Below are 26727 nucleotides of genomic sequence, written 5' to 3'. Positions count from 1 at the left end.
GATCAGTCGAGCGGGTCCGCGCGGCGCGCCTCGAGCTCCGCGAGCTGCGCGAGGACCGCGTCGATGCGCGGCGGCAGCTGGCGCCGTCGGACGAGGATCGCGATCCCGAGCACGACCGCGATGACGAGGGCGCACCAGCCTGCCGTCCCGTGGGGGGACGGGACGAACTGGATGAAGAAGCCGACGAGGACGAGGATCACGAGGCCGAGGAGGGCCTTCGGGAGGTTCTCCTGCCCGGTGCGGAAGGCGGCCGCGTACTGCTCCACGGGGGAGCGCCACACCGCGGGGTCCGCGTCGTCCGGCAGGCGGCTGTTGGAGACGGCGCGCCAGACGTCCACGGTGATGCGGCCACCGGGTCGCGCCCGCTGCTGCGCGTCCCGCGCCTTCGGGACAGTGGAGGCGGCCGCGATGCTGATGGCCGCGAGGACGATCAGGCCGAGCGGACCGTCCGGCACGAAGGGGAGGGGGCGCGCGAAGGCGAGGCGGCAGCCCCCGGCGATGAGGAAGAAGACGGGGATGAAGGCGGCCGTCAGCACGCCCGCCGGCGCGGTCTCCAACCAGAGGCCGAAGCTGGGTCGGGCGTGGCCCTGACGGGTGTCGGACGGGCGGGGGGCATCGGACACGGGGCTTCCTCCGGACGAGCGGGCGGGTGATCGCGTCACGGTAGCGCGCTGCGCGCGGCGGGGACGCGATCCCTCCACCGGCGCGTGGGAGGCTGGGTGCGGCCGCGGGCATCCGCTCCCGTCGTCCGTCCGCTCCTCAGATCCCGTCCGCTCCCCAGTCCCGTCCGCCCCTCAGCCCCGCCACCCGGGAGGTGCCGTGCTCGAGATCGCCGCCGAGGTGCTCGACGCCCTCGCCGACGGACGGCGTCTCGCCGTCGCGTGCGTCACCGACGTGCTCGGCAGCGCGCCGCGCACGGCCGGGACCGCGATGGCGGTCGACGACACCGGCCGGGTCATCGGATCCATCTCCGGCGGCTGCGTCGAGGGCGCGGTCGTGGAGGTGGCGGAGGCGGTGCTCGCGGACGGCGTGCCCCGGCTCACCGCGTTCGGGGTCAGCGACGACGACGCGTTCCAGGTCGGCCTCACGTGCGGCGGGCGGATCGGCGTGGTCGTCGTCGCGCTCGACCCCGCGGGCGACCCGCGGTCGCCGGTCCCGGCTCCGGTGCGGGCCGCGCTCGAGGACGCGCGCGCCGGTCGTGCGGCGTCGCTCGCGCTCTTGCTCGACGGCCCCGCCCTCGGCACGTGGATCACGGCCGCCCCCGACCCCGCCGTCGACGTGGCCGTCGGATCCGAGCCCGCCCGCCGGATCCGCGCCGGGCTCGCCGCCCGCCTCGCCGCCGGCCGCTCCGGCACCGCGGAGGTCGCCTGCGCCGACGGCCCGCGGCGCGTCCTCCACGTGGTGGCTGCGCCCCCGCCCCGGATGCTCGTGTTCGGCGCCGTCGACTTCTCGGCCGCCCTCGCGGACGCGGCCGCGCTGCTCGGCTACCGGGTCACGGTGTGCGACGCCCGCCCCGCCTTCGCGACCCGCGCCCGCTTCCCGTCGGCGCACGAGGTCGTGGCCGAGTGGCCGGACGAGTACCTGGCGCGCACCGAGGTCGACGCCCGCACCGTGATCTGCGTGCTCACCCACGACGACCGCTTCGACGTGCCGCTGCTGGTCGCGGCGCTCCGCCTGCCGGTCGCGTTCGTGGGGGCGATGGGATCCCGCGTCACCGACGTGCGCCGCCGTGCGCTGCTCGTGGAGGAGGGCCTCGGCGCGGAGGAGCTCGCGCGGCTGCGGTCGCCCATCGGCCTCGACATCGGCGCGTCGACGCCCGAGGAGACGGCCGTCTCGATCCTCGCGGAGGTGCTCGCGGCGCGCGCGGGCACCGCGGGGGCGCCGCTCACGACCACGACCGGGCCGATCCACGGGGAGACCGCATGACCGCCGCCGCCGGGTCCGCGCCACCCGCCCAGCCCGGCCTCGCCCGGCGCCTCGGGCTCGTCGACGCCACCGTGCTCGGCCTCGGCGCGATGATCGGCGCCGGGATCTTCGCCGTCATGCCCGCGGCGGCCCGCGCGGCTGGCGGCGGCCTCCTGCTCGGACTCGCCATCGCCGCCGTCGTCGCGTTCTGCAACGCCACCGCGTCGGCGCAGCTCGCCGCCCGCTACCCGTCGTCCGGGGGCTCGTACCTCTACGGCCGCGAGCGCCTGGGGGAGTGGCCGGGCTTCCTCGCGGGCTGGTCGTTCGTGATCGGCAAGACCGCGAGCTGCGCGGCCATGGCCCTGACCTTCGCCGCCTACGCCGTGCCCGCGGTGTGGCAGCGGCCCGTCGCGGCGCTCGCCGTGGCCGCGCTCGCGGTCGTCGGCTGCCTCGGCGTGACCCGCACGGCGCGGCTCGCCCGCGTGATCATCGCGGTGGTCCTCGCGGTGATCGCCCTCGTTCTGGTCGCGGGCCCCGTCACGGGCGGGGCGGGTGCCGCGGGACCCGGCGTCGGCGCGATCGCGGGCGTCGTCGACACGACCCCCTACGGCGTCCTCCAATCCGCCGGCCTCCTGTTCTTCGCCTTCGCGGGATACGCGCGCATAGCGACCATGGGGGAGGAGGTGCGGGATCCCGCCCGCACCATCCCGCGCGCGATCCTCCTCGCGCTCAGCGGCGCGCTCGTCGTCTACGCGCTCGTCGCCGTGACGCTCCTCGGGGTGCTCGGGCAGGCGCGGCTCGCCGGATCCACCGCGCCGCTCGCCGACGTGGTGCGCGCCGCGGGGTGGACGTGGGCGGTCCCCGTCGTCGGGATCGGCGCGGCCGCGGCGTGCCTCGGCGCCCTGCTCGCGCTCCTCGCCGGGATCGGGCGCACGTCGCTCGCGATGGCCCGCGAGGGCGACCTGCCGCGCGCGCTGGCCGTCGTGCACCCGCGGTACCGGGTGCCGCAGCGGGCGGAGATCGCGGTGGCCGTGGTCGTCGTCGCGCTCGTGCTCACGGTGGACCTCCGCGGCGTCGTCGGCTTCTCGTCCTTCGGCGTGCTGCTGTACTACGTGGTCGCCAACGCGGCCGCCTTCACGCAGGGGCGGGTCGATCGGCGCTACCCGCGGGCGATGCAGGTGCTCGGCGTCGCGGGCTGTCTGGTGCTGGTGGCGACGCTGCCCGTGTCGTCGATCGCGGCGGGGATCGGGGTGCTGGCGGTGGGCGTCGTCGGCCGGGCGGTCGTGCTCGCCCAGCGTCGACGCGCGCGGTCCGTGGCCTGACCCGCCGCGCCCGCCCGCCGCTGGCGCTTCAGGATCAGGACTCCCGCGTCCCGCGCTCCCCGAGCGTCGTCGGGCTGTCGAACGCGGGCTGCGGGCCGCCGCCGTGAAGGAGCCGCCACACGCGGTCGCGCGACATCGGCAGGTCGTACGGCCGGATCCCGATGGCGTCCCGCACCGCGTTCGCGAGCGCCGGCGCGACCGGGTTGTAGGGCGCCTCGCTCATCGACTTCGCGCCGAGCGGCCCGAGCTCGTCGTGCGTGTCGGCGAACAGCACCTCGGTCCGGGGCAGGTCGGCGAGCTGGGGGATGTGGTAGTTCCGCAGCACATCGGTGAGGATCCGCCCCTCGCCGTCGTGCACGACCTCCTCGAACATCGCGGTGCCGAGCGCCTGCGCCGTGCCGCCCTCGACCTGGCCGCGCAGCTGCGCCGGGTTGATGACGGTGCCCGCGTCCACGGCCTGCACGGACCGGAGGATGCGCACCTCGCCGGTCGCCGGATCCACCGCCACCCGGAACGCGTGCACGTTGAACGCGAGCGACCGCAGCGCGCCGTCCTCGTGCGCCTCGGCCGCGAGGCCGTCGGGGCCCACCAGGTCGGCGACGCGGACCGCGACGGCGCCCGCCACGAGCGCGTCGGGCGTGAGCGCGAAGGCGGTGCCGGGGATCCCCGTGCGCGCCGAGGCGGCCTCCCGCAGCAGGTCGGCGAGCGCGGTCGCGGCCCGGTGCACGGCCTTCCCGGCGACGACCGTGCCCGCGGACCCGAACGCGCCCGTGTCGTAGCGTGTGACGTCGGTGTCGGACTGCCGGATGCGGATCCGGTCGGGCGTCGTCCCCAGCGCGGTCGCGGCGAGCTGCGCGTGCACGGTCGTGGTGCCGTTGCCGAACTCGGCCGTGCCCACGGACACGGTCACCGCTCCGTCCGCCGCCAGCGCGACCGTGACGTCGGCGAAGTGCCCGCGCGGCGGCATGGTCGCGATCATCGCGGCGGCCATGCCCTCGCCCACGAGCCAGCGGTCGCCCGTCGGCACCGGATCCCCGCCGCCGTCGCGGAGCGCCGCCTCGGCGAGGTCGAGGCACTGGTCGAGCCCGTAGCTGCCGCCGAAGCCGAGGTCGGGGCCCTCGGCGTGCGTGATGATCAGCGGGTCGCCCGGCACGACCGCGTTCCGCCGCCGGATCTCGAAGCCCGAGATGCCGAGGCGCCGGGCGAGCTCGTCGAGCGCGGACTCGATCGCGAAGATCACCTGCCCGAGGCCGTAGCCGCGGAACGCGCCCGACGGGAGGTTGTTCGTGTAGACGCTCTGCGCGTCCACCCGCTTGGCCGGCGAGCGGTAGAGGGTGATCGACTCGTTGCAGCCGTGGAACATGACGCCCGGCCCGTGGTTGCCGTACGCGCCCGTGTCGCTGAGCACGTCGACCGCGAGCGCCGTGAGCACGCCGTCGGAGGTCGCGCCGACCGTGACGCCCACGCGCATGGGGTGCCGGGCGGGCGAGAGGGTGAACTCGTCGGAGCGCGTGAACTCGAGCTGCACCGGGCGGCCGGTCGCCAGCACGGCGAGCGCCACGACGTCCTCGGTGAGGATCTCCTGCTTGCCGCCGAACCCGCCGCCGACGCGCGCCGTGAACACGCGCACGCGCTCCGGCTCCAGCTCGAACAGCCGGCAGATCTCGCGCTGCACGAGGAACGGGACCTGCGAGCTGGTGCGGAGGACGAGGCGGCCCTCCTCCATCCACCCGACCGTCGCGTGCGTCTCGAGGTGCGTGTGCGCGACGCGCTGCGTCGACCAGGTGCCGGAGACGACCTCGTCGGCCCGGTCGAGCCCGGCCGCCACGTCGCCGTGCTCGCCGTGCATCTCCGCGACGACGTTCCGCCCCGGGTCCGCGATGCGGGAGACGGCCGGGTCCTTGTCGCCGTGCACCAGCGGGGCGCCGGGCCGCCGGGCGAGGTCGGGGTCGAGCACGTGCGGCAGCGGCTCGTAGTCCACCCGCACCAGGCGCACTGCGGCCTCGGCGATCCCGACCGAGTCCGCGATCACGGCGGCGACGCGCTGCCCGCGGAACCGCACGACGTCGTCGAACACGCGGCTGTCGTCGGGGTCGTCGAAGCGGTCCTCGTGCCGGGCGGACGAGTAGAGCGTCGCGGGCGAGTCCTCGTGGGTGAGCACGGCGTGCACGCCGGGCAGCGCGAGGGCCTCGGTGGCGTCGATGGAGCGGATGCGCGCGTGCGGGTGGGGGCTCCGCACGAGGCTCGCGTGCAGGAGGCCGGGGACGGCGACGTCGAGCGTGTACGGCTCGAGCCCGCTCACGACGCGCTCGCTCGCGGGGGCGCGCAGGGACGTGCCGACGCGGCCGGTCTGCGCGCGCTCGGCCTCGCGGGCGACGGCCTCGGCGGTGGATCCGGTCGGCCGCGCCGATCGGGTCGCCCGCACGGGGCCGAGTCCCGCGGGCCGCCCGCCGCAGCCGGCCCCGTGCTCGTGCTCGTGCGGGCCGTCGCCGTCGTGCGCATGCGCCCCGCGGATCGCCTCGTCGATCGCCCGGTACCCCGTGCAGCGGCACAGGCTGCTCTTCATCAGCCGCGGGAGGTCGTCGAGCGCGCCCGGCTCCAGGGTCGACGCGGTCACCACCATGCCGGGCGTGCAGAACCCGCACTGGAACCCGGCCGCCTCGACGAAGGCCCGCTGCACCGGATGCAGGTCGCCCGGCGTCCCGAGCCCCGCCGCCGTCGTGACCTCGCGGCCCGCGGCCCGGAACGCGGGGAGGATGCACGAGTGCACGGCGTCCCCGTCGACGAGCACCGTGCAGGCGCCGCAGTCGCCGGAGTCGCAGCCCTTCTTCACGCTGAACACCTCGTGCTCGCGCAGCCAGGTGCGGAGGCTCTGCCCGGGAGCGGGCTCGCCGGGGACCTCGCGGCCGTCCACGGTCATGCCCATGCGCGCGCTCCCGCCGTCGTCGTGGCCGCGGCGACGAGCGGGGTGCCGCGCTCGCCGGAGGGCGGGCCGTCGCCGGATCCCGCCGCGTCGCCCGCCAGCTCGGCGCGGATCTCCTCCGCGAGCAGCGCGCTCACGGCCCGGCGCCAGTCGGCCGCGCCGTGCGCGTCGGTGAACCAGGATCCGATCGCCCGCACGTCGTCCGCGAGCGCGTCGCCCGCGGGCAGGGATCCGTAGCGCAGCACCTCGGGCCGGAGCGTCGCGCCCGTCACCGCGAGCGTGAACGCGCCGTCCTCGTCGAGCCGGCCGATCACGACCGCCCCGGAGCGGCCGATGGGCGACAGCGCGATCTTCCGGAACGCCGTGCGCGCCCGGAGCGACGCGGCGGGCACGTGGATCGAGCGCAGCACGTCGCCCGGACGCAGCGCCGTCGTGCGGTCGCCCGTCACGAGCGCGCCCACGGGCATCCGCTCGTCGTGCGCGGGGGAGCCGTCCGCGGCGGCGCGCCAGACGAGCGCCTCGGCGTCGAGGGCGGCGGCGAGCGCGGTCATCGGCCCCGCGGGCAGGGCCGAGCAGATGTTGCCGCCCACGGTCGCGACGCGCCAGATCTCCGTGGACCCGAACAGCGCCGTGCACGCCTGGAAGAAGAGGGGGTGCGCGTGCCAGCCGTCGCGCGGCGCGATGCCGGCGACCTGCGCGATGGTGCAGGTCGCGGCGATCTCGAGCCCCGCGTCCGTCACGAGGAGCGGCTCCCAGCCGAGCGTCTGCAGGTCAACGAGGCCGGTGAGGTGCGGATGCGGCTCCGCGAAGATCCCGGACCCGCCGGCGAGCGCCGCGACGGCCGGGCCGAGCGCGGCGAGGTCGTCCCGCGTGCGGGCGGGGAGGACGGAGCGGACGGTCGGCTGGTCCATGGGTCTCCTCCCGGGCGTCCCGGTCGGCGGCCGCGTCCTCGTCGGAGGGCGGTCGTGCGTCGGGCGTGTGACAGCGATCCTCGCATCCGCCGGGCCGCGCCCCCGAACCGGCGCCCCGACTTGCCGCCGCCGGACCGGGCTGCCACGCTCGCACCGACCCCGGGGAGACCATGAGCGACCGCACCACCGCCCGCGCCAGCCGTCCGCGCCGCGAGCTCCGCGCCGCGGCCGTGCTGCTCCTCGTGCAGGGCGCGCTGATGGAGGGCCTGGTCGCAGTGGGCCTCGTCGTCCTGCTCGCGCTCGGCATCCCGCAGGCGACGATCACCGACCACGCCGACGTCTTCGCCCTCGCGTACCTCCGCGAGAACCTCTACCCGATGATGGCGATGAGCGGGATCTTCGCGGCCCTCCGGATCACCGCGGGCGTCGGCCTCTGGCGCGACCGGCTCTGGGGCCTCGCGCTCGCCGCGATCCTCTGCGTCGTCACGCTCGTGCTCATGGTGTTCCTGCTGCCCGCCGGGATCCTCGACGGCGTGCTCTCCGGCTCGGCGCTCGTCCTCCTCCTGCATGCGCGGCTCGGGCGGGACGCCGACGGGTCGCCGCGTCCGGCCCTGCCCGGAGCCGCGCCGCCGCGCTGACCGCACCGTCCGCGGGAGGCTCCTGACCGGGGGCGCGGTCCACCGCTCGGTAGGATGATCCGTCGCCACCGGTCGGGTCAGGCGCACGCATCGGCACACGAGAAGCACCAAGGGGATGATCCATGGCGGGCAGCGCACGGCAGTTCAACGTGGCGCTCGAGCCGACGGTCGATCCGGCCACCAGCGAGGAGGAGTACTCCCGCCAGGACGACGCGGTCGCCCCCGCGCCCGCCACGTGGCCGACCACGCACCACCGCCCCGACGTCGTCATCCGCAAGGGCCTCGCCACGCTGGTCAACCGCACGCTCACGCCGCACCAGGCGCTCGTGACCGACCTCCTCTTCATCCGGGACGCGCTGCTCGCGACCGGGATCGACTTCTGGCTCATCCGCGGCAACGACGAGCGCCCCGTCATCGCCATCGACGTGCAGAACCGCGACACCGTGGTGCGCGCGCTCGTGACCGCGTGCGCCGACGAGCCGCTCTACGCCAAGACCGTCGACGGCCGCCGCCGCCCGCCGCTCCTCGTCGCCGACGGCCGCCTCACCGACAACCCCGAGGCCGGGATCTTCCGCCTCTACCGCCCGCGCATCGAGCCGGACGGCCTCCTCGCGTACGGGGCGTCCACCGCGGTCGAGCTGCAGTTCTTCCGCTTCGAGGGCGAGACCATCGTGTGGCCGGTCGAGAACTCGCTCACGCGCGAGATCCTCCCCGCCGCCGAGGTCGTGCCCACCACGGTCGAGATGTACGGCCACGAGTGGAAGACGCTCCGGGGCATGTTCGACGCGCAGGCGTCCGACATCACCTTCGACATCGACATGGTCTTCTCCTGGGTCGACGGCAACGACCCCGAGTTCCAGAAGCGCCGCGCCGAGCGGATGAAGGACGTCGTGGTCGGCGAGGGCGACGACTCCGAGGCGCGCTTCCGCCAGATCGACGAGCTCAAGTACGCGCTGCGCTCCGTCTACCTGTTCGCACCGTGGGTGCGCCGGATCTTCATCGTCACCGACTCGCCGAAGCCGGCCTGGCTCGCCGAGCACCCCGGCGTCACGTTCGTGCGCAGCGAGGAGTTCTTCACGGATCCCGCCGCGCTGCCCACGCACAACTCGCAGGCCGTCGAGTCGCAGCTCCAGCACATCCCGGGGCTCAGCGAGCACTTCCTCTACTCGAACGACGACATGTTCTTCGGCCGTCCCGTGCAGCCCGGCATGTTCTTCTCGCCCGGCGGCATCACGAAGTTCATCGAGGCGTCCACGCGCATCGGCCTCGGCGACAACGACAGCGACCGCAGCGGCTTCGAGAACTCGGCGCGCGTCAACCGCCGGCTCCTCATGGAGCGCTTCGGCCGCCTCATCACCCGCCACCTCGAGCACGCGGCCACGCCGCTGCGCAAGAGCGTGCTGCTGGAGCTCGAGCAGGAGTTCGCGGAGGACTTCCACCGCACGCAGCTCAGCCGCTTCCGCTCCAGCACCGACATCTCGGTCACCAACTCGCTGTACCACTACTACGCGCAGATGACGGCCCGGGCGGTGCAGCAGGAGAACGCGAAGGTCGCCTACGTCGACACCACGTCGCGCGCCGGTCTGGATCTCCTCCCCGGCCTCCTCAAGCGCCGCTCGCAGGACTTCTTCTGCCTCAACGACGGCTCCTTCCCGGAGGTCCCGGCCGACGAGCGCCAGGCGCGGGTGCAGGACTTCCTCGAGCGCTACTACGGCATTCCGGCGCCGTGGGAGGCGGAGGTCGCCGACCAGGCCGCAGCCGACGCGTCCGCCTCTCCCGCCGAGTGAGCCGCGCGGGGAGCCCCGCCGACCGCACGCCGTACGAGGTGCTCGGGGTGGATCCCGCGGCCGACACCGCGACCGTCCGCGCCGCGTACCGCCGGCTGGTGCGCGCCACGCATCCGGACACGGGCGGCGAGGCGCACCTCTTCCACGCGGTGCAGCGCGCGTGGGAGCTGGTGGGGGAGCCCGCCGACCGTGCCGCGTACGACCGCGGACAGGGCCGTCCGGCGACCGCGGACGACGACCCGCTCGGCCCGGACGACGCCGGGTACGCGCCCGCACCCGGATCCGGCACGCGTCTCGGCGCCGCGGTCCACGGCGTCGCCGGCGCGCTCGCCCGCGCCCACTACCTCGACCGCGTGGCGGCGTGGCAGGGCGTCGCGCCGGGCGCCGACCTCGGCGTGGATCCCTGGTCGCCCGAGCTCGTGCGCCGCGCCCCGCGCGACGTCCGCTGGCTGCTCGCGAAGGCCCTGGCCGAGGAGGCGACGGCACGCGCCGCGGCGTCGCTCGGCATGGGCGCCACGATCTTCCACGACGTGCGGCCGCTCGACGGCGCGGGAAAGGTCGACCACGTCGTGCTCGCCCCCGCGGGCCTCTTCGCGCTCAGCTCCGAGGACTGGGGCACGGACGTCCAGCTCGTGCGCGGCGAGCTGCAGCCCGTCGCACCGGATCCCGACGGTGCCCTCGCGCCGGGCGACGCGCCCGTCACGTGGCTGGTCGGCGCGGCCCGGTCGCTCGCGGCCTCGGCGGGGGTCCGCTTCGCGGCGGCCGTGGTCGTGGTGCCGGACGACGCGCTCGCCCACCCCGTCGAGCGCGTGGAGCGCGGCCGCAACCGCGGGGCGCTCGTCGTCCGCCGGTCCGTCCTGCCGCTCGTGCTCCGCGACGGGGTCTCGGAGGAGGGCCGGCTCAGCGTCGCCGATCCGTACGCCGTGCGAGCGCTCCTCCGCGAGCGGCTGACGCTGCTCGGGCCCGCCGCGGGCTGACACCGGGCCGAGGCCGCCGCGCGCGCTCGGGGGGCGGGTGGATCAGGCGGGCAGGTCCGTGGGCGCGTCGCCCGCGCCGGACGCGGTGTCGGCCGCGTCCTCGTCGGAGCCGAGCGAGTCGCCGCCGCTGGAGAGGCCGCCGTCGCCGGGAGCCTCGTCGTCGTCGACGTGCTGGATGGACTCGCCGTCGGGGACCGTGCCGCCGACGGCGGAGTCGGAGTCGGCCTCACCCGGCATGGACTGCGTGACGCCCGGGGCGCCCTGGACGGTGGACAGGGGATCGATGTCGGAGTCGCTCATGCATCGACCGTACGCCGGAGCCCCGCGCGCGTCCGGGCGGGCGGGGCCCGGTGAGCGGGGCCCGGCCCGCGGGGCCAGGTGAGGGCCCTCAGACGGCGGGAGCGAGCGGCGCGGCGACCCCGTCGACGCAGCGGGTGAAGGCGCCGGCGAGCGCGTCGAGCTCCCGGGCGTCCGGGCGCGGATCCGGGAAGAGCGCACGCGCGTCCCCGGCCTCCCGTCCGGCGAACACCAGGGCGCGCTCGTGCAGGCGCCTGTCGCCGGCGGCGACGCACGCGTCGCCCATGGCGCCCAGGTGCTGCTCGACCCGCCCGTCGAGACCCGCCGCACGGGCGTGGGCCACCCGCCACAGGATCGGCGTGCGCGGGTTGTGCAGCGTCGTGCTCGCGACGACGCGGTCGACGGCGGCGTCGAACTCCTCGACGGGGAGGACGGGAAGTCCGAGCCGGGACCGGGTGCGGATCAGCTGGCAGACCTGGAGGGCCGTGGCGGGCGCCGACGCGCTCGGTGCGGCGGGGGGCGCGTCGTCGAGCCCGGCGACGTAGTCGAGCGCCACGTCGAGCAGCGGGCCACCGCTGTCGCCGCTCTCCTCGGCCGCGCGCCGCGCGAACGCGAGCGCCTCCCGCTCGTCGCCGACGGCGACGAGCGTCTTCAGCAGCGAGATCCGGCTGCGCAGCCGCAGCATGAACATGGCCCCGCCGAGCACCGCCGGGCTCGCGTCCCGGCCGCGCACGAGGTCCACGCCCCGGATCTCCGGGCGATCCGGCTGCCGGCCGCTCGACAGCTCGTGGACCTCCCGGAGGAGCGCGATCGCGGCGCGCGGCTCACCGGAGTACCGCAGGAGGTCGGCGTGGTTGATGACGCATTCGATGCCGAAGCGGATCGCGTCCGGGTCCGTGCGCATCAGCCGGTCGGCCGCCTGGATGCCGCGGTCGAGCAGCGCGGACGCCTGCGCCGCCCGGCCCGACCGGGCGAGCACGAGCGTGAGCGTGTTCAGGGCGAGGAAGAGACGGTCGGGCGTGCGGTCGTCGACGCCGTCGACGTAGCGCCGGGCGTTGTCGACCAGCTCCGAGGTGCGCCACAGCTGGGGCGGCGTGTCGATGAGCGTCTCGTTGATCATGCGGTGGTCGGCCTCTTCCCGTGGGGCGCCGGCTGTCCGGCGCTCATGATGCGCCGTGGGCGCCCCGCGCCTCGGGGCCGCGGGCGAGGCCGCGGCGAGGATCGAGACGGGAGGCCCACGTTAGGCCTCCGGAGCACGGGGCGCCCGGCCCCTCCACACCCGCGGCCCACGCAGGAGCGCGCCGCCCGCGATGCGGACGGCGCGCTCGGAGACGGCGGTTCAGTCGATGCGCTTCAGGCCCTCGAGGCGGCCGAGCAGGTCGCGGTCCTGCGCGTCGAGGTCGCCCTCGGCCGCGACGATGCGGATGGCGGCCTCGAAGTCGAGGTCCTGGTCGTCGGCGACGCCCGCGACGTCGGCCACGACCCAGAGGAAGCTGACGAGCTCGGGGAGGATCTCGGACAGCACGGCGTCCGGGAAGATCGCCGCGGCCTGGCGGAACATGCGGTCGGTGGCCGGGCCGCCGAACGCGTGGTCGATGTCGGCGACGATGCCGTCGTCCTCGTCGAGGTCGGTCGAGATCCAGTTGGCGACGTGCTCGCCGTCGAGGAGGATCGCGGAGATGAACAGGGGCTCGCCGCCCGATTCGCTCTCGACGATCTCGGTGATCGTGTAGCCGGCGACGCCGGGAGGCGTGAGAGGGGAGTCGTCATCCATGCGCCAATGCTATCCACCCGCGGCTCCCCGGCGGGCGGGATCCCCGACCCGTCGTCGCCGGATCGCGCGCCCGCCGCGGGTAGCCTCGACGGGTGATCCCCGCCGCCGACCTCCTGCCCGCGCCCGCGGCGGATCCGGCGACCGGCGCGGGGGAGCGCGCCGCCCCCGCGATCCTCGACCCGGCGGACTGGCGCGACCGGGCCGACCGCCACGGGGAGCGCGCCGACGCCTTCTCCGCGGGCTTCCGCGAGCGCCGCCTCGCGGGCCGCACGCACGAGGTGGACGACTTCCTCTTCACCTACTACCCGCACAAGCCGTCGCTGCTGCGCCGCTGGCATCCGGGCGCGGGCGTCGTGCTCGCGGGCGCGGCGGGCGAGGAGCGCGCGGCCTGGCGCTGGTACGCCGCGGCCGACGACGCGACGGACGGCGGCGTCCGCGTGGACGCGTCCTCGTACCTCGAGGCGCGCGGGTCCACCGCCTCCTTCGTCGAGCGGATCCTCTCCCGCACCGCCGCCCGCCCCGGCCGCTTCTCCTGCTTCGGCCTGCACGAGTGGGCCATGGTCTACAGGGTGGGGCCGGGTGAGCAGCGGCACGAGCGGCTGCCGCTGCGCCTCGGATCCGCCGCGACCGACGAGGTCGTCGAGACGCACCGGCTGGCCTGCACCCACATCGACGCGTTCCGCTTCTTCACGCCCGAGGCCGTGCCGCGGAACGCCCTGGCGCCGACCCGAGAGACGCAGCCCGACCTCGAGCAGCCCGGCTGCCTGCACGCCGGGATGGATGTCTACAAGTGGGCGACGAAGCTCGGCCCGCTCGTCGCCGGGGAGGTGCTGCTCGACGCGTTCGAGCTGGCCCGGGACATCCGCTCCCTCGACATGCGCGCGAGCCCGTACGACGTCTCGGGGCTGGGGCTCGAGGCCGTGCGGATCGAGGAGCCCGCGGGCAAGGCGCGCTACGCGGCGGAGCAGCGCGGGTTCGCCGAGCGGTCGAACGCGCTGCGGCAGCGGATCCTCGGCGAGCTCGCGCACGCACGCCGCGTCGCCGCCGCCGGGCTCTGACGCGCGACCGGTCCGTCCGTCGCGGGAGCGGCCGGCTGCGCCGGACGGGCGTGCGGGCGTCACGGGATCAGCGTCCGCGCATGCCCTCGGGATCGCGCAGCCGCTCGATGTCGCGCCGGTCGCGCTTCGTCGGCCGCCCGGCGCCGCGGTCGCGCACGACGGTCGCCGGCGCGGCGTCCCGGGGCGGCGGCGGGGGAGTGAGGTCGGTCATCGCCTCGGCCGCGACGGCGGGACCGACGCGCTTCACGAGCGTGCGGCGCACGACGAGGATCCGCTCGGCGCCCGCGACGCGCACCCGCACCCCGTCGCCCGGCCGGACCGCCTGCGAGGCCTTCGCGCGCTCGTCGCCGACGCGCACGTGGCCCGCCCGGCACGCGGCCGTCGCCTGCGACCTCGTCTTGTAGACGCGCACGGCCCACAGCCAGCTGTCGACCCGGACGGCCGCCTGGCCGCCGGGGAGCGGGGCCGGCGCGTCGTCGATGGGCATGCCCCGACCCTAGGCGACGGCTCCCCGGTACGCTGACCGGAGCATGTCGATCTCCCGCCGCACCCTCCTCGCCGCCTCCGCGTCGGGGCTCTCGCTCCTCGGGCTCGCGGCGTGCACGCGGACGACCCCCGCCCCCGCGACGCCCCCGGCCACGCCGCCCGGCACGTCGACCCCCGGCCCCACGCCGACGATCACCGCGGCGGGCGTGCCCGAGCCCGTCGCCTTCGCGCGCTCCGACTGGTCGGGCGATCCCTTCGCGCGCGGGGCCGGCAGCTACCTGCGTCCGGGCGCGACCTCGGCCGACCGCGATGCGCTCGCCCGTCCCGTGGCCGACCGCCTCTTCTTCGCGGGCGAGGCCACGAGCGCGGACCGTCCCGGCACGGTCGCCGGCGCGCACGCGTCCGGGCTGCGTGCCGCCGCCGAGGTCCAGCGGGCGGGCGCCGGATCCGAGCGGATCGCCGTCGTCGGCGCCGGCATCGCGGGCGCGGCCGCCGCCCGCGCCCTCCGCGACGCGGGACACGACGTCGTCCTCGTCGAGGCGCGCGCGGACCTCGGCGGCCGGATCCGGGCGGTCACCGGACCCGACTGGCCCCAGCCCGCGGAGCTCGGCGCGCTCTGGATCGCCGCCGACCCCGACGGCGCCCTCCGCGACGCCGTCGAGGCGGCGGGCCTCTCCCGCTACGGGCTCGCGCTCGTGGCCGAGGACCGCGGCCCCGACGGGAAGGTGCTCGAGCCCTCGACCGCCGGATCCGACGCCCTCGCCGCCGCGCGCACCTGGGCGCGCACCCGGTCGGCCGATGCGAGCGTGTCCGCCGCCCTCCTCGCCACCGGCGGCGACGCGCTCGCGATCGAGGGCGGAGCGGCCTCGCCGGCCTCGCGCCTCGCGGGCCTCCTCGCCACCGACGTCGCCATCGCGCACGGCGCGGCGCCCGGCGACCTGTCCGCGGCCCACGGCCTCGACGAGCCCGCGCCGGTCGCCAACGTCGCCGTCACCGGCGGGTTCGCGGGCCTGGTGCAGCACCTCCTGCGCGACCAGCGGATCGACGTGCTCCGCGAGTCCACCGTCTCGCGCATCTCCTACGGGAACGGGCGCGTGGGCATCCGCCTGGGATCGGGCGAGTCGCTCTCCGTCGACCGCGTGGTCGTCACGGTCCCGCTCGGCGTGCTGCAGGAGGGCGCCATCGCCTTCGACCCGGCGCTCCCCGCGGCGCACGACACGGCCATCCGGGCGCTCGGGGCCGGCCGCGCCGACCGCGTGTGGCTGCGATTCCGCGAGCCGTTCTGGTCGACGACCGCCACCGTCTGGACCTCGCACGACGCGGGCGGCAGCCACACCCGCTGGTACAACCTGCTGCCGATCACGGGCGAGCCCGTCCTCATGGCCGAGGTCGGGGCCCAGGCCGCCGAGCGGGTCGCGCGGATGGACGACGCGACCCTGCGCGAGGCGGCGCTGCGGACGCTCGCGCCCTTCGCCGATCCGGCGCTCGTCGCGGACGGCACGGCCACGCCGACGCCCGCGCCCGACGGCAGCGCGACCCCGGCGTCCTAGGCGGGACCGGACGCGTCGGCGGCCCGCGCCGACGCGTCGCGACGCTCCTCGGCGTCGGCGAGCTCGCGTCGGCCGGCCGCGACGGCGGAGGGCAGGAGCATGTCCAGGGGCGTGCCCAGCAGGAGCTGCGCCGTCGACTCGTCGGTGTCGAGCAGGGCGCGGATCCGGGCCACGGCGTCCGCGGCGGACGCCGCCCGGGCGAGCTCCCCGGCGAGCGCCACGAGCGCGTCGCCCGCGGCGGTCCGCGCCCGCAGCCACGCGATGGTCGCCTCGCGGGAGCGACGCACGGCGTCGGCGTCGTGCCGCGGCACCCGCGCGACGGCGGCGCACCGGCGCGCGATCATCTCCGCCGTGATCGTCACGCGGAGAGGCTCGGCGGCGCGGACGTGCGGGCTGATCAGGACCGCGTGCACGTCGTGCGGGCCGGGCTCCAGCTCCGCCCAGTCGCCGTCGGGGATCGAGACGGGGACGCGCGTGCGATCGCCGGGGTCGAGCGCCACCGCACGCCGCGGGCCTCCCGCGAACGCGAACGCGATCCCCGGCGGTGGCGCGCCCGGGGCCGTGATGGCGCCGAAGGCGAGCAGCGACTCGCCCGTCGGGATCCAGCGCGCGTCCCCTTCGTTCACCACGTCGACGACGACCGCCTCCGGATCGCCGTCGCGCGTCATGACGGTCGGCCAGCGCAGCTCGAGGCCGTGGCCGCTCGGACCGGCATCGCCGGGCGGTCGCGCGTCGGGGAGGGTCACCGTCCGATGCTCGCACGGCGGCGCCGGGCCGGGTCGGACGCGTCGTCGGGCGACCCGTCGTGCTCCGCCGGGGCGTCGGCGCGACCGGGGTCGGCCGGGGCGTCCGCCGTCCCGTCGGCCCCGCGGTCGCGCGATGCCGTCCGTCCGTGCGCCGAGGGCACGTCCGCCGGCCGGATCCGGCTGAGCGCGACGACCACGGCCGTGATCGCCGCGAGCACCCCCGCCACGAGCGCGAACCAGGCCGCGATGCCGAGCGGCACGCCGACCTGCGCCGGGTCCATGAAGAAGTACGGGTACCAGCCGACGCGCGGCCCGCGCACCTCCGTGAACGCGCACCACGCCACCGGGTACGCCATCGCCCAGCCCACGGCCGGCCAGGGGACGCGCGGGCGACCGGGTGCGAGGGTCCAGTCGAGGAGCGCGTAGGCCGGCAGCACGAAGTGCAGGAGCCGGCTCGACCACGGCACCTCGACGTGGTAGGACTGCGCGCTCGACTCCAGCACGATGAGCCCGAACACGACGCCGGAGACCACCATGTAGCTGACGACGATCGCGCGGACGGCCGCCATCAGGCGCGGCTCGACCCCGCCGCGGAGGGCGTGCACGCCGGAGGCGGCGAGCACGACGACCCCGGCCATGCCGCTCTGCGTCGTGAAGTAGCTGAACCAGTTGGCCGTCGCGAAGCTCGTGAAACCCTGCACGTAGTCGAGGTCCCCGGCGAGCGCGATCGCGCCCACCACCGCGGCGATGAGGCGCACGGCACCGAGGATCCTCTGCACGGCACTCCGATCGCGGCCGACTCGAGGCTGCCCGGCCGCATCCAGTCTACGAACGCGAGTCTCACGATCGCCTCCGCGCCCTCGCGCGCCGCGGCCGGGGACGGCAGGATGACGCGCATGAGCCCTTCATCGAGATCCACCACCCAGCAGGTGCAGTTCGGGTCCTTCGGCGGCGTCGACGTCCTCGAGGTCGTCGACGTCCCGCGTCCGTCGCCCGGACCCGGCGAGGTCCTCGTGGAGGTGTTCGCGGCGGGCATCAACCACATCGAGGCGTACATCCGCCAGGGCCGGTTCCCCGACGAGGTGCCGACCGCGTTCCCCAACGGGCAGGGCAGCGACTTCGCCGGCTGCATCGCGGCCGTCGGCGAGGGCGTGACCCGGTTCAAGAAGGGGCAGGACGTCCTCGGCCACACGGTCATGGCCGCGCACGCGACGCACGTGGTCGTGCCCGCGGGCAACCTCGTGCTGAAGCCCGCGCAGCTCCCGTGGGAGATCGCGGGCGGCCTCTTCCTCGCCGGGCTCGTGGCCCACGACGTGCTGCACGCCGTCACGGTGGGCGAGGGCGACACCCTCGTCGTCACCGCGGCGGCCGGCGGCGTCGGCAGCATCCAGGCGCAGCTCGCGATGCGGCGCGGCGCCCGGGTCATCGGCACCTGCGGCGAGCGCAACTTCGACTACCTGCGCCAGATCGGCGTCACGCCCGTCGTCTACGGCGACGGCCTGGCCGACCGGATCCGGAAGGCCGCCCCGAACGGCGTGCAGGGCTTCATCGACAACTTCGGCGGCGGCGAGCACGTGGCCGAGGAGCTGGGCGTCGCGGGCAAGCGCTTCAGCTCGAGCGACGACCGCCGGGAGCTCGAGCTCGAGGCCGTGCTGCCGCCCGTCGAGGAGGACGACGTGCACCGCTCGCGCACGCTCGCCACGGTCGCGGAGCTCGCCGCCAAGCGCGAGGTCGACGTGCTCGTGTCCGGCTTCTACCCGCTCGCGGAGGTGCAGGACGCGTTCGACGACCTGGAGCGTCGGCACGCGCGCGGCAAGATCGTGCTCGGCATGCGGCCCGTGCACTACCCGGGCGACCGCCGCAGCACGGCGAAGGCGCGCGACGTGGCGGAGGGGCGCGCCTGACCCGGAGCCCCGCTCGGCGGGCGTCGTCAGCGGGCGACGACCTCGGCGGGCTCCGGCTCCGCGGGGCGCTCGATGTGGGCCTCGCGCCAGAGCAGCAGGTCGCGGACGGCGGGGGACTCGTCGCACTCGAGCAGCGCGACCGCTGCCGACGGTGTCGCGTCGTTGACGGCGAGCCAGGAGCGCACGCGCTCCGAGGTGTCGCCCACGAGCACCGTCAGCACCTCGGCGGGCGCGACCGGGTTGCGCGCGAGGCAGGCGCGGACGCCCTCGTCGGCGTCGTGCGCGAGCGCGTGCTGCACGTCGAGCGGCGCGTGGCGGCTGCTGGCGACGCTCTCGCGCACCTTGGGGTCGCGGTGCTCGGCGAGCAGGCGCAGGCGGCGGATCTTGCTGGGGGTGACCTCGGGCGCGGGATGCAGCGCGGCGGCCTCCTCCGCGGTGAGGACGGCGGGCGCGGTCCGGTGCAGGGCCTCGAGCTGCGCGGCGGTGGTGAACCTGATGCACGACATGCCCCGACGCTATCGAAGGAGCGCGTGAGATGGTGGGGCCATGACCGCCGAGCGCCCGCCCGAGCCCCCGCGCGGGGTGCCCCGAGACAGCGGCGACGCCTGGGTCGAGAGCCCCGAGGGCCAGCGCTACTGGGGCGCGTTCGGGGCGGCGGGCCTGCTCGTGCACGATCCCGACCGCGGCGTGCTCCTGCAGCACCGGGTCGCCTGGAGCCACCACGGCGGCACGTGGGGGTTGCCCGGAGGCGCCCGCCACGCGGGCGAATCCGCCGTCGACGGAGCCGCGCGCGAGTCGGCGGAGGAGGCGGGCGTGCCGCCGGCGGGGATCCGCCCGCTGCTCGCGACCGTGCTCGACCTCGGCTTCTGGAGCTACACGACCGTCACCGCGCGCGTCCTCCGGCCCTTCGCGCCCCGCGTCGCGGACGCGGAGAGCATCGAGCTGCGCTGGGTGCCCGTCGACGAGGTCGACGCGCTGCCGCTGCACCCGGGCTTCGGCGGATCCTGGCCGATGCTGCGCGGGGAGCTCGCGCGGGACGTGACGCTCGTGGTCGACACCGCGAACCTCCTCGGCTCCCGGCCCGACGGGTGGTGGCGCGACCGCGCGGGATCCACGTCCCGTCTCCTCGCCGGGCTCGACCTGCTCGCGCGCGACGGCCTGCCCGCGGACGACCTCGGCCTGCCCGGCGCCGTGCGCTGGCCGGACGTCGTCGCGGTCGTGGAGGGCCAGGGGCGCGGCGCGTCGCTTCCCGCGGCACCCGTCGCGGATCCGGGCGGGCCCACCCTGCGCGCGCCCGGCGTGGCCGTGGTCGCCGCCCCGGCCGACGGCGACGCGGAGATCGTGCGCGTCGTCGGGGCGGCCCGCGACGCCGGACGCGAGGTCGTCGTCGTCACGGCGGACCGCGGGCTCGTCGCGCGCGTCGAGGGGCTCGGCGCGCGCGTGACGGGGCCCGGTCGGATCCGCGCGCTGCTCGACGCGCGCGCGGACCGCGACGCGGACTAGCGGCTCAGCCCGCCAGGGCCGCGAGCGGCGGCGCCGGCACGGCAGCCGTCAGGGCGTCCGTGATCCCGGCCCGCCAGAGGGCGTGCAGCGCCTCCGCGGTCGGCCGGTCGCGCGCCGCCAGCACGCCGCCGGACGCGGGGAACAGCGTGTCGTCGCCGTCCGCGTCGAGCACCACGCCGCCCGCCTCGCGCACGATGAGCGTCGCCGCGAGGTGGTCGACCGGCCCGAAGGACCCGATCACCGCGCCCGCGCCGTGCCCGAGCGCGATGCCCGCGACCGTGAGCGTGCCGGATCCCATGACCCGCATCGTGCAGAACCGGTCGGCGAGCGCCGCGAGCAGCGGCAGCATCCCCGGCCACGGCGCGTGCCCGGCGAGCTCCGTGCTCACCATGCGGCCCCGCAGCGGATCGGCGTCGGGCGCGACCCCGTGCGGCGTCGCCGCGAGGTCGATGCGTTCCCCGTCGCACCAGGCGCCCTCGCCCGCGGCGGCTTCCACGACCGTGCCGCGCCACGGATCCGCGACGATCCCCACGACGGGCGTCCCGTCCACGACGAGCGCGAGCGAGAAGCTCGTCCAGGGCACGCCGTTGGCGAGGTTCGCGGTGCCGTCGACGGGGTCGAGGTACCAGCACGGGCGGCCGGGCACGGCCTCGCCGCCGTACTCCTCGCCGACCAGCACGTGGTGCGGGAACTGCGCGCCGATCACGTCGCGCACGTCGCGCTCGACGGCGCGGTCGATCTCGGTCACGTGATCGGCGGGGTTGGCCTTGGTGTCCACGTCGCCCACCTCGTGCGAGCGGACGCGCTGCACGGCCCACCCGGCGAGGTCGCGCGCGACGGCGCGGGCCCGGATCCGCTCGGCGGCGGGCGACCCGGCCTCCGCGGCACCGGCCTCGCTGCGCGCGAGCACCTCGAGGAGGAGCGGCAGCCGGTTCGTGGTGATGGCGTCCACCCCGATGGAGGCGAGCCACGCCATCTGCTCGGGCGCGTCGACCGTCCACGCCGCGACGCGGGCGCCCTGGGCGTGCACCGCCTCGACGAGCGCGCGGCCCACGAGGAGGTGCGGCATGTTGACGACGGCGGGCCGGAGCTCCGCGAGCTCGCCCGCGGTCGGCGGCACGGCGTCGGCCCACGGCAGCCAGATCACGGCGTCGGCGTCGAGGGAGCGGATCACCCGCATGCCCGCGAGGTGCCCGCACCAGGCGACGCGCGGCGTGCGCGGCACCCGGGCGACGACCGCGTGGGCGGCGGCGGCGGGATCCGGCGACGCCATATCGATGACGAGCTCCACGTCGGTGCCCGCGAGCAGCTCGAGCGCCTCGGCGAGGAGCGGGATCCGCAGGTCGCCGCCGCCGAGATCGCGGACGACGGCCGCGTCCACGTCCGCGACGCGCGCGTCGAGGCCCCACAGGCGCTCGAGCGTCGCGTCGTGCACGAGCACGACCTCGCCGTCGCGCGTGACCTGCACGTCGACCTCGACGGTCGTCGCGCCGGACTCGGCGGCCGAGCGGATCGCGGCGAGCGTGTTCTCGCGGTGCCGGGAGGAGTCGCCGCGGTGGGCGGTCGCGGTCGTCATCGGATCTCGTCCGATGCCGTCGTCGCGGTCGACGCCGGGGTGCCGGCGGTCGATCCCACGAGCGTGCCGCCGCGGTAGTGCCGGACGTCCCGGAGCGTCACCGTGCCGCCGTCGCCCACGGAGGGCGCGACGCCGGTCGTGAGGGCACGCACCTCCACGCCGCCCGCGTCGAGCACGAGCTCCTGGAAGTGGCCGTGCGGGAGGACCCGGCGCACCACGACGGAGGTCGCGTCCGCCTCCGAGCGCGGACCGCGCGGCGCGAAGGCGACGTCCTCGGGACGCACCGCCCACACGTCGGGGTCGGCGGAGGTGGGCGCGAAGGCGACGGGTGCCTCGGCGCCGACCGTCTCCGGCGTCGTGCCCGACAGGCGCGGCGCGGGCAGCAGGTTCATGCTGCCGATGAACGACGCCACCACGAGCGTCCGCGGGTGCGCGTACAGCTCGGTCGGGGCCGACACCTGCTCGATGCGGCCCTGGTGCATCACGGCGACGCGGTCGGAGATGGCGAGCGCCTCGTCCTGGTCGTGCGTGACCATGACGGTCGTGATCCCCAGGCGCTGCTGGATGTCGCGGATCTCCTCGCGCACCTTCACGCGCAGCTTCGCGTCGAGGTTCGACAGCGGCTCGTCGAGGAGCAGCAGGTCGGGCTCCTGCACGATGGCGCGGGCCAGGGCCGCGCGCTGCTGCTCACCGCCCGAGATGTGCGCGGGACGCGAGTGCGCGTGGTGCGCGAGGTTCACGGTCTCGAGGGCGGCCATCACCCGACGGGCGATCTCGTCCTTCGGCAGCTTCCGGAGCGTCAGCGGGAAGGCGACGTTCTTGAAGACCGTGAGGTGCGGCCACAGCGCGTAGTTCTGGAACACCATCGCGCTCGGCCGCTTGTCGGGGCCGGACGCGGTCACGTCGCGGCCGCCGATCACGACGGAGCCGCGGTCGGGCTCGAGGAACCCGGCGATCATCCGGAGCGTCGTGGTCTTGCCGCAGCCGGACGGGCCGAGGAGCGCGACGAGCTCGCCGCGCGCGACGTCGAGGTGGAGGTCGTCGACGATGGTGCGGCCGCCGAGGTCCTTGGAGAGGCCGGCGACGACGAGGCCCGACGCCGGACGCGTGCCCGTGCCGTCGTCGTGGGGGAGCGGCGCTGTCGCCGTGGTGGGGGATGCGGATGCGGACATGACCGGCCTAACGGATCTGGAAGCCCTCGGCCAGACGCCCGCCCATGATGTGGCGGCGGGCGAGCAGGAGGAGGGCGACGGAGGGCAGGGAGAGGAGGATCGAGAACACCGCGGCGACCTGCACCGGGTGGTTGAGGACCAGCGAGTACATCTCGGTCGGCATCGTCATGTAGACCGGTGCCCCCACGAGGTACGTGCCCTGGGCCTCGTCGAACGCGGCGAGGAACGACATGAGCACGGCGACGAGGATCCCGGGCAGCGCGAGCGGCAGCGTCACGTGCAGGAAGGTCCGCACGCGTCCGGCGCCCGCGTCGCGCGCGGCCTCCTCGAGGGAGCGCGGCACGGCGCTGAACGCGGCGGCCGGGATCCAGGTCATGAAGACCACGGTGCCGATGAGCTGCACGATGACGATGCCCGTCACCGTGTTCATCAGGTGCAGCCCGTAGAAGAGCGACGCCATCGAGACGAAGAGGCCCATCTTGGGGAACGCGTTGGTCGCGAAGAGGCCCACCAGCAGGATCCGCCGCCCGGGGAACTGGAACCGCGAGAACGCGTAGGCGGCCGGCAGGCACACGAGCGCCGAGACCAGCACCGTGATGGGCGCGAAGTACAGCGAGTTGCGGACGGCCGCGCCGAGCTCGGCGTCCGAGAACACGACCTGCCACCAGTCGAGGGTGAGGCCGGCGGGGAGGAGGCTCGGGTAGTCCCACGAGGTCGCGAACGCGTGCGCCGCGAGCCACAGCAGCGGCCCGAGGACGAAGACGGCGACGACCGCGAAGAGCGCGGCCTGGACCCCGCCGCGGGCGGAGAGGAGCGCGCGCATCAGACCCGGCCCTCCGCCTTCGCGGAGCGGAAGTTCGCCCGCACGTAGAGGAACGCGATCCCCGACGCCAGGACGAACACCACGATGGCCATGACGATGGACTGCTGCGGGTGGTTGAAGCCCGTGAAGTACTTCGAGATGTCGACGCCGAGCATGCTGGGCGCGTTCGGTCCCGTGAAGTACGGCACCGTGAAGGAGCCGAGCACGCCGATCGCCGTGAAGGTCGTCGCGATGACGAGCGGGATGGCGGCGAGCGGCACGAGCACGCGGGTGACGATCGCCCAGGTGGACGCGCCGGCGTCGCGCGCCGCCTCGATCATGGCGTCGGGGATGCCCTGCACGCCCGAGGTGGCCATGAGCGTGGCGAAGGGGAGGCTCGTCCAGACGGATCCGATGACCACCGCGACCGTCGTGTAGCCCCACGTCGGCCCCTCGAGGCCGATGAGCGCGAAGACCGTGCGCACGAACCCGTCGCCCGAGTAGAAGGTGAGGATCGCCCACGACGCGATGACGACGGGGATGAACAGCGGGATGACCGCGAGCCCCGCGAAGAGCGTCGCGAGCCGGCCGCCGCGGAGGCGGAGGTTGAGCGAGATCGCCAGGGCCAGCGCGATCACGATGGCAGTGGAGACCACCGTGACGACGACGGTCACGCCGAGGTCGCGCAGGAAGCGCGGGTCCTGGAACACGTCCGCGTACGCGTCGAGCGTGCCCCACCAGTCGGTCGCGGTCCGCGTGCCGAGGCCGATGGACGCGATGGTGCTGTTGAGCCCGCCGGTGTGGCCGAGGCTGAACCCGATGGCGAGCACCACCGGGATCCCGACGAACACCGCGAGCAGCAGCGCGGGCGGGAGGGCGAGCGCGAGGCCGATGCCGGCGCGGCGCGCGCCCGGGGACACCCGGGTCGCGCGCCGTGCGGGGGCGACCGGCGCGGCGGGGGCCGACTGCCGGATCGCCGTCACTGGCCGGGCACCTTCTGGTCCCAGAGGTTCGCCATGTCCGACGCCATCTTGCTGTTGTAGCCGGGGCGCAGCTCGGTCGGGTCGGCGGACGCGAACTGGGCCTTGAGGTCCTCCGGCACCTGGTCGAGCGCGATCACGGGGTAGCCCGCGATGGTGCTCGCGACGACGGCCTGGCCCTCCGCGGAGAGCACGTAGTCGGCCAGCTTCTGGGCGACGTCCGCGTGCGCGGCCGTCTTCGGGATGCCGAGGAAGGACGCGTGGCCGGTGAAGGCCGGGTTCGAGATCTGCGCGTACTTCACCGTGGAGGGCAGCGTGCCTGACTTCTGCGCGGTGATGACCTGGTCGCTCCAGACGGGGGCCATCTCGATGGCGCCCGTGCCGAGCAGGTCGAGCACCTGGTTGTTGCCGTTCGGGTACACCCCGCCCTGGTACATGGCGGGGTCGAGGCTCTTCAGCTGGTCGAAGCCGGCGTCCCACGCGCCCTCGAGCGACTGGTCGTAGCCGGTCGTCATCTTCTCCCGCGTGGCGTCGTCGAGGTGGGAGTCGAGCACGGTCGTGACGAACGCGCTGCCCGAGCCGCCCGTCGCGGGCGAGTTGTAAGCGAACTCGCCCGGATTCGCGGTGATCCACGACAGCAGCTCGTCGAGGGTCTTCGGCGGCGTCGACACCTTGGTGGAGTCGTAGGCGAGGAGCACCGAGGACGCGCGGTAGGGGATCCCGAAGCCGCCGCCGGCCTGCACGGTCGCGTCGGGCACGGTGGCGAGGTTCGGGATGGTGCCGGCGGAGACGGGCGCGAGGAGCCCGCCGGTGCCGGCGGCCGCCGTGAAGCCCGCGTCGATGAGGTCGTAGCCGGGGTCGGATCCGCCCTGCACCGAGCTCGTGAGCGTCGCCATGGTCTGGGCGTCGTGCTCGCCGTGGAGGTCGAGGGTCGTGGTGACGGAGGCGCCGGGGTTCGCCTTCTCGAACGCGGGGATGATCCCGTCGTCCCAGAGGGCCTTGACGTTGGTGTCGCCGGAGATGAAGACGCGGGCGCTGCCCGAGGCGTCGGTCACGGCGTGGTTCTGGGCCTGGGCCTCGCTGCTCGTGGTGGGCGCGCAGCCGGCGAGCGCGACGGCGGCGGACGCGGCGGCGGCGAGGGCGAGGAGGTGACGGCGGGGGATCACGGGTCGGGTGTCCTTCTGCTCGGGGGACGATGCGGATCGCATCGTTTCGATGGTGCGGCCCGCTGGTGGCCCGGACGTGAACGGAACGTTGCGATCCGGCTCCCCGAGGGCGAACGTGCGCGCCGGGGAGCGGGCCGTCAATAAGGTGAGCGGCATGAGGAGGAACTCACCCCGCAGCTCCGTGACGCTCGCCGACGTCGCCGCCCTTGCGGGGGTCTCGACCTCCACGGCGTCCCTCGCGTACCGCAGCACCGGGTCCATCACGCCGGCCACGCGCGCCCGGATCCTGCGCGCCGCCGCGGAGCTCGGTTACGCGGGCCCGGATCCGATGGCCCGCTCGCTCAAGAGCGGGCGCTCGGGCATCGTCGGCGTCGTGGTGGCGGGCAGCATCCGGCGCGCGTTCCAGAACCCCGTCGCCCTCGCGACCATGGCTGGCCTCTCGGAGGCGCTCGACGAGCTCGACGTGGGGCAGCTGCTCCTGCCCGGCCGCCGCGAGCCGCACGCCGGGGCCGCGCCGCTGCTCGAGGGCATGCCCGTCGACGCCGTCGTCTTCCTCACCCGCGGCGAGGAGGTCGACGCGCTCCTGCCGGGCCTCCGTGCGCGCCGCATCCCCATCGTCGGCGTCGAGGGGCCGCACGGCGACGGCGTCGCCGTGGTCGACATCGACGACGCCCGCGGCATGGGCGAGCTCGCGCGGCACGTACGCGCGCTCGGCCACCGCCGCGTCGGCGTGCTGATGCGCACGACGCGCATCGAGGAGGACGGCCCGCCCGGACCGGTCGTGCCCGTCGGCCAGGGCCTCGAGGAGATCGTCAACCGCACCATCCGCGAGCGCCTCCGCGCGGCGCGCAGCGTCTTCCCCGACGCGGTCCGCGTGGAGGCCGGCGGACGTGACCTCGACGCGGGCGAGGCCGCGGCGGGCGTGCTGCTCGACCTGCCGTCGCCCCCCACGGCGATCCTCGCGCAGAACGACATGCTCGCCGCGAGTGCCCTGCAGGCGGCCGCCGCGCGCGGTCTCCGCGTGCCGGAGGACCTCACGGTCACGGGCTTCGACGGCGCCGACCTGCCCTGGCTCGGCCGCCGCCTCACCACCGTGGAGCAGCCGCTGCACGACCGCGGCCTGCACGCGGGGCGCATGGTGGGCGAGCTGCTCGCGGGGCGCGCGGCCGCGGACGTGGTGCTCCCGGTCCGCCTGCGCACGGGCGAGACCGCGGCCGCGCCCGCCTGAGCCGCGGGGCACGGGGCACGCC

25 protein-coding genes are annotated in these 26727 nt (G+C 75.9%); 10 read left to right on the top strand and 15 right to left on the bottom strand.

Annotation, left to right across the window (positions count from 1 at the left end; translation table 11 throughout):
- Nucleotides 1-2 precede the first annotated feature (2 nt).
- Nucleotides 3-623, bottom strand: a complete 621-nt coding sequence (locus ACU4ZT_RS10090; protein ID WP_063072167.1) for a hypothetical protein — start codon at nt 621-623, stop codon at nt 3-5.
- A 196-nt stretch (nt 624-819) separates the two neighbouring features.
- Here ACU4ZT_RS10090 and ACU4ZT_RS10085 point away from each other — a divergent pair, with 196 nt between their 5' ends.
- On the top strand, nt 820-1926 hold the full coding sequence (locus tag ACU4ZT_RS10085) for an XdhC family protein (RefSeq protein WP_445337097.1): 1107 nt from the start codon (nt 820-822) through the stop codon (nt 1924-1926).
- The gene (locus ACU4ZT_RS10080) at nt 1923-3227 is read left to right on the top strand and encodes an APC family permease (RefSeq protein ID WP_445337096.1); all 1305 of its coding nucleotides are present in this window, start codon (nt 1923-1925) and stop codon (nt 3225-3227) included. Before ACU4ZT_RS10085 ends, ACU4ZT_RS10080 begins: the two co-directional genes overlap by 4 nt.
- Nucleotides 3228-3261: 34 nt before the next feature.
- Here ACU4ZT_RS10080 and ACU4ZT_RS10075 read toward each other — a convergent pair whose 3' ends face one another.
- Together ACU4ZT_RS10075 and ACU4ZT_RS10070 are read right to left on the bottom strand one after the other, a co-directional pair.
- Nucleotides 3262-6153 (bottom strand): molybdopterin-dependent oxidoreductase, encoded by a 2892-nt coding sequence (locus ACU4ZT_RS10075; protein ID WP_445337095.1) that lies wholly within the window; start codon nt 6151-6153, stop codon nt 3262-3264.
- Nucleotides 6144-7061: an FAD binding domain-containing protein gene (locus ACU4ZT_RS10070; protein WP_063072163.1), complete on the bottom strand. Its 918-nt coding sequence runs from the start codon at nt 7059-7061 to the stop codon at nt 6144-6146. Before ACU4ZT_RS10070 ends, ACU4ZT_RS10075 begins: the two co-directional genes overlap by 10 nt.
- A gap of 170 nt (nt 7062-7231) precedes the next feature.
- On the opposite strand from ACU4ZT_RS10070, the gene ACU4ZT_RS10065 reads away from it, so the two are divergent.
- The 3 genes from ACU4ZT_RS10065 (at nt 7232) to ACU4ZT_RS10055 (ending at nt 10463) form a co-directional block, all read left to right on the top strand.
- Nucleotides 7232-7699: a hypothetical protein gene (locus ACU4ZT_RS10065; RefSeq protein WP_445337094.1), complete on the top strand. Its 468-nt coding sequence runs from the start codon at nt 7232-7234 to the stop codon at nt 7697-7699.
- Between the two features lie 122 nt (nt 7700-7821).
- Nucleotides 7822-9486, top strand: coding sequence for a stealth family protein (locus tag ACU4ZT_RS10060; protein ID WP_063072161.1), 1665 nt, complete (start codon nt 7822-7824; stop codon nt 9484-9486).
- Complete coding sequence (locus ACU4ZT_RS10055) at nt 9483-10463, top strand: J domain-containing protein (RefSeq protein WP_270981689.1); 981 nt, start codon at nt 9483-9485, stop codon at nt 10461-10463. The genes ACU4ZT_RS10060 and ACU4ZT_RS10055 overlap by 4 nt, the downstream gene beginning before the upstream one ends.
- A gap of 42 nt (nt 10464-10505) precedes the next feature.
- On the opposite strand, the gene ACU4ZT_RS10050 is transcribed toward ACU4ZT_RS10055, so the two are convergent.
- The 3 genes from ACU4ZT_RS10050 to ACU4ZT_RS10040 all read right to left on the bottom strand — a co-directional run bounded on the left by ACU4ZT_RS10050 (nt 10506) and on the right by ACU4ZT_RS10040 (nt 12534).
- Entirely contained in the window at nt 10506-10763 is a 258-nt protein-coding gene (locus ACU4ZT_RS10050) for a hypothetical protein (RefSeq protein WP_063072159.1), read from the bottom strand.
- A gap of 88 nt (nt 10764-10851) precedes the next feature.
- Complete coding sequence (locus ACU4ZT_RS10045; protein WP_063072158.1) at nt 10852-11880, bottom strand: hypothetical protein; 1029 nt, start codon at nt 11878-11880, stop codon at nt 10852-10854.
- Nucleotides 11881-12099: 219 nt separating this feature from the next.
- Nucleotides 12100-12534 (bottom strand): hypothetical protein, encoded by a 435-nt coding sequence (locus ACU4ZT_RS10040; RefSeq protein ID WP_063072157.1) that lies wholly within the window; start codon nt 12532-12534, stop codon nt 12100-12102.
- A 92-nt stretch (nt 12535-12626) separates the two neighbouring features.
- Here ACU4ZT_RS10040 and ACU4ZT_RS10035 point away from each other — a divergent pair, with 92 nt between their 5' ends.
- Nucleotides 12627-13592, top strand: coding sequence for a 3-methyladenine DNA glycosylase (locus ACU4ZT_RS10035; protein WP_445337093.1), 966 nt, complete (start codon nt 12627-12629; stop codon nt 13590-13592).
- A gap of 67 nt (nt 13593-13659) precedes the next feature.
- Here ACU4ZT_RS10035 and ACU4ZT_RS10030 read toward each other — a convergent pair whose 3' ends face one another.
- Entirely contained in the window at nt 13660-14079 is a 420-nt protein-coding gene (locus tag ACU4ZT_RS10030; RefSeq protein WP_063072156.1) for an RNA-binding S4 domain-containing protein, read from the bottom strand.
- 43 nt (nt 14080-14122) lie between these two features.
- Between ACU4ZT_RS10030 and ACU4ZT_RS10025 the strand changes: the two genes are divergently transcribed.
- The gene (locus ACU4ZT_RS10025; protein ID WP_445337092.1) at nt 14123-15628 is read left to right on the top strand and encodes a flavin monoamine oxidase family protein; all 1506 of its coding nucleotides are present in this window, start codon (nt 14123-14125) and stop codon (nt 15626-15628) included.
- On the opposite strand, the gene ACU4ZT_RS10020 is transcribed toward ACU4ZT_RS10025, so the two are convergent.
- Nucleotides 15625-16374 (bottom strand): hypothetical protein, encoded by a 750-nt coding sequence (locus tag ACU4ZT_RS10020; protein WP_270981698.1) that lies wholly within the window; start codon nt 16372-16374, stop codon nt 15625-15627. The two genes, ACU4ZT_RS10025 and ACU4ZT_RS10020, sit on opposite strands and share 4 nt — an antisense overlap.
- Nucleotides 16371-17153 (bottom strand): Pr6Pr family membrane protein, encoded by a 783-nt coding sequence (locus ACU4ZT_RS10015; RefSeq protein WP_081235071.1) that lies wholly within the window; start codon nt 17151-17153, stop codon nt 16371-16373. Before ACU4ZT_RS10015 ends, ACU4ZT_RS10020 begins: the two co-directional genes overlap by 4 nt.
- A 117-nt stretch (nt 17154-17270) precedes the next feature.
- On the opposite strand from ACU4ZT_RS10015, the gene ACU4ZT_RS10010 reads away from it, so the two are divergent.
- A complete protein-coding gene (locus ACU4ZT_RS10010; protein WP_445337091.1) occupies nt 17271-18278 on the top strand; it encodes an NADP-dependent oxidoreductase in 1008 nt (335 codons plus the stop codon).
- 26 nt (nt 18279-18304) lie between these two features.
- Here ACU4ZT_RS10010 and ACU4ZT_RS10005 read toward each other — a convergent pair whose 3' ends face one another.
- Nucleotides 18305-18784 (bottom strand): hypothetical protein, encoded by a 480-nt coding sequence (locus ACU4ZT_RS10005; protein WP_270981702.1) that lies wholly within the window; start codon nt 18782-18784, stop codon nt 18305-18307.
- Nucleotides 18785-18824: 40 nt separating this feature from the next.
- Between ACU4ZT_RS10005 and ACU4ZT_RS10000 the strand changes: the two genes are divergently transcribed.
- Nucleotides 18825-19781, top strand: a complete 957-nt coding sequence (locus tag ACU4ZT_RS10000; RefSeq protein ID WP_270981703.1) for an NUDIX domain-containing protein — start codon at nt 18825-18827, stop codon at nt 19779-19781.
- A gap of 4 nt (nt 19782-19785) precedes the next feature.
- Here the strand turns inward: ACU4ZT_RS10000 and ACU4ZT_RS09995 are convergent, their stop codons facing one another.
- From ACU4ZT_RS09995 to ACU4ZT_RS09975, 5 genes are read right to left on the bottom strand one after another with little or no spacing between them, the layout of a single operon-like run.
- Nucleotides 19786-21357, bottom strand: a complete 1572-nt coding sequence (locus tag ACU4ZT_RS09995) for an inositol monophosphatase family protein (RefSeq protein ID WP_414763442.1) — start codon at nt 21355-21357, stop codon at nt 19786-19788.
- Nucleotides 21354-22529 (bottom strand): ABC transporter ATP-binding protein, encoded by a 1176-nt coding sequence (locus ACU4ZT_RS09990; RefSeq protein WP_270981705.1) that lies wholly within the window; start codon nt 22527-22529, stop codon nt 21354-21356. Before ACU4ZT_RS09990 ends, ACU4ZT_RS09995 begins: the two co-directional genes overlap by 4 nt.
- 7 nt (nt 22530-22536) lie before the next feature.
- Nucleotides 22537-23352 carry an ABC transporter permease gene (locus tag ACU4ZT_RS09985; protein ID WP_063072147.1) on the bottom strand — a complete coding sequence of 272 codons (816 nt, stop codon included), beginning with the start codon at nt 23350-23352 and terminating at the stop codon, nt 22537-22539.
- A complete protein-coding gene (locus tag ACU4ZT_RS09980; RefSeq protein ID WP_063072146.1) occupies nt 23352-24314 on the bottom strand; it encodes an ABC transporter permease in 963 nt (320 codons plus the stop codon). The genes ACU4ZT_RS09985 and ACU4ZT_RS09980 overlap by 1 nt, the downstream gene beginning before the upstream one ends.
- A complete protein-coding gene (locus ACU4ZT_RS09975) occupies nt 24311-25519 on the bottom strand; it encodes an extracellular solute-binding protein (protein ID WP_270981707.1) in 1209 nt (402 codons plus the stop codon). The genes ACU4ZT_RS09980 and ACU4ZT_RS09975 overlap by 4 nt, the downstream gene beginning before the upstream one ends.
- A 112-nt stretch (nt 25520-25631) precedes the next feature.
- On the opposite strand from ACU4ZT_RS09975, the gene ACU4ZT_RS09970 reads away from it, so the two are divergent.
- Nucleotides 25632-26705 (top strand): LacI family DNA-binding transcriptional regulator, encoded by a 1074-nt coding sequence (locus ACU4ZT_RS09970; RefSeq protein ID WP_063072145.1) that lies wholly within the window; start codon nt 25632-25634, stop codon nt 26703-26705.
- Nucleotides 26706-26727 lie beyond the last annotated feature (22 nt).

The sequence above is a fragment of the Clavibacter davisi genome (assembly GCF_052751415.1).
Note: the sequence above shows the minus strand (reverse complement) of the source record. Positions and strands in the feature narration are given on the sequence as shown.

Bases quoted from the DNA above. Each gene is read 5' to 3' on its own strand.
- ACU4ZT_RS10080 (WP_445337096.1), top strand. From the start codon at position 1,923: ATGACCGCCGCCGCCGGGTCCGCGCCACCCGCCCAGCCCGGCCTCGCC.
- ACU4ZT_RS10075 (WP_445337095.1), bottom strand. From the start codon at position 6,153: ATGGGCATGACCGTGGACGGCCGCGAGGTCCCCGGCGAGCCCGCTCCC.
- ACU4ZT_RS10070 (WP_063072163.1), bottom strand. From the start codon at position 7,061: ATGGACCAGCCGACCGTCCGCTCCGTCCTCCCCGCCCGCACGCGGGAC.
- ACU4ZT_RS10065 (WP_445337094.1), top strand. From the start codon at position 7,232: ATGAGCGACCGCACCACCGCCCGCGCCAGCCGTCCGCGCCGCGAGCTC.
- ACU4ZT_RS10060 (WP_063072161.1), top strand. From the start codon at position 7,822: ATGGCGGGCAGCGCACGGCAGTTCAACGTGGCGCTCGAGCCGACGGTC.
- ACU4ZT_RS10050 (WP_063072159.1), bottom strand. From the start codon at position 10,763: ATGAGCGACTCCGACATCGATCCCCTGTCCACCGTCCAGGGCGCCCCG.
- ACU4ZT_RS10045 (WP_063072158.1), bottom strand. From the start codon at position 11,880: ATGATCAACGAGACGCTCATCGACACGCCGCCCCAGCTGTGGCGCACC.
- ACU4ZT_RS10040 (WP_063072157.1), bottom strand. From the start codon at position 12,534: ATGGATGACGACTCCCCTCTCACGCCTCCCGGCGTCGCCGGCTACACG.
- ACU4ZT_RS10030 (WP_063072156.1), bottom strand. From the start codon at position 14,079: ATGCCCATCGACGACGCGCCGGCCCCGCTCCCCGGCGGCCAGGCGGCC.
- ACU4ZT_RS10025 (WP_445337092.1), top strand. From the start codon at position 14,123: ATGTCGATCTCCCGCCGCACCCTCCTCGCCGCCTCCGCGTCGGGGCTC.
- ACU4ZT_RS10010 (WP_445337091.1), top strand. From the start codon at position 17,271: ATGAGCCCTTCATCGAGATCCACCACCCAGCAGGTGCAGTTCGGGTCC.
- ACU4ZT_RS10005 (WP_270981702.1), bottom strand. From the start codon at position 18,784: ATGTCGTGCATCAGGTTCACCACCGCCGCGCAGCTCGAGGCCCTGCAC.
- ACU4ZT_RS10000 (WP_270981703.1), top strand. From the start codon at position 18,825: ATGACCGCCGAGCGCCCGCCCGAGCCCCCGCGCGGGGTGCCCCGAGAC.
- ACU4ZT_RS09995 (WP_414763442.1), bottom strand. From the start codon at position 21,357: ATGACGACCGCGACCGCCCACCGCGGCGACTCCTCCCGGCACCGCGAG.
- ACU4ZT_RS09990 (WP_270981705.1), bottom strand. From the start codon at position 22,529: ATGTCCGCATCCGCATCCCCCACCACGGCGACAGCGCCGCTCCCCCAC.
- ACU4ZT_RS09985 (WP_063072147.1), bottom strand. From the start codon at position 23,352: ATGCGCGCGCTCCTCTCCGCCCGCGGCGGGGTCCAGGCCGCGCTCTTC.
- ACU4ZT_RS09975 (WP_270981707.1), bottom strand. From the start codon at position 25,519: ATGCGATCCGCATCGTCCCCCGAGCAGAAGGACACCCGACCCGTGATC.
- ACU4ZT_RS09970 (WP_063072145.1), top strand. From the start codon at position 25,632: ATGAGGAGGAACTCACCCCGCAGCTCCGTGACGCTCGCCGACGTCGCC.